This window comes from Marinobacter sp. bablab_jr008 (assembly GCF_016464145.1).
In the GTDB taxonomy this organism is placed as follows: Bacteria; Pseudomonadota; Gammaproteobacteria; order Pseudomonadales; family Oleiphilaceae; genus Marinobacter; species Marinobacter nauticus.
Window position 1 is genome coordinate 1 of sequence record NZ_JACDWW010000048.1, and the last position, 1,011, is coordinate 1,011.

The 1,011-nt window shown below is 57.8% G+C and carries 1 protein-coding gene; it reads left to right on the plus strand.

What is annotated here, in order from left to right; translation table 11 throughout:
• Positions 1 to 1,011 (plus strand): elongation factor Tu (tuf, locus tag JIF53_RS05005; protein ID WP_199451973.1); only part of this gene is annotated, 1,011 nt, incomplete at its 5' end.

Sequence of the window (1,011 nt, forward strand, 5' to 3'; positions counted from 1 at the left end):
ACCATCGCGACCTCTCACGTAGAGTACGATTCTCCGACCCGTCACTACGCCCACGTAGACTGCCCGGGCCACGCTGACTATGTGAAGAACATGATCACTGGTGCGGCACAGATGGACGGCGCGATCCTGGTTTGCTCCGCAGCTGACGGCCCCATGCCGCAGACTCGTGAGCACATCCTGCTGTCCCGTCAGGTTGGCGTTCCCTACATCGTTGTGTTCCTGAACAAGGCCGACATGGTAGACGACGAGGAACTGCTGGAGCTGGTCGAGATGGAAGTTCGTGACCTGCTGAGCCAGTACGACTTCCCGGGTGACGACACTCCGATCATCACCGGTTCTGCCCTGATGGCGCTGGAAGGCAAAGACGACAACGAAATGGGTACTACCGCTGTCAAGAAGCTGGTAGAAGCCCTGGACGACTACATCCCTGAGCCGGAGCGTGCGATCGATCAGCCGTTCCTGATGCCGATCGAGGACGTATTCTCCATCTCCGGTCGTGGTACCGTAGTAACTGGTCGTGTTGAGCGTGGCATCATCAAGGTTGGTGACGAAGTGGAAATCGTGGGTATCCGCGACACCACCAAGACCACCTGTACCGGTGTTGAGATGTTCCGCAAGCTGCTGGACGAAGGTCGTGCCGGCGAGAACGTTGGTGTTCTGCTGCGTGGTACCAAGCGTGACGACGTTGAGCGTGGTCAGGTTCTGTGTGTACCGGGCTCCATCAAGCCGCACACCAAGTTCGAGTGTGAAGTGTACGTGCTGTCCAAAGAAGAAGGTGGTCGTCATACTCCGTTCTTCAAGGGCTACCGTCCGCAGTTCTACTTCCGGACCACTGACGTGACCGGTTCTTGCGAACTGCCGGAAGGCGTAGAAATGGTAATGCCGGGTGACAACGTGAAAATGACCGTCACCCTGATCGCTCCGATCGCCATGGAAGATGGCCTGCGCTTCGCGATTCGCGAAGGTGGTCGTACCGTTGGTGCCGGCGTGGTCGCCAAGATCATCGAGTAA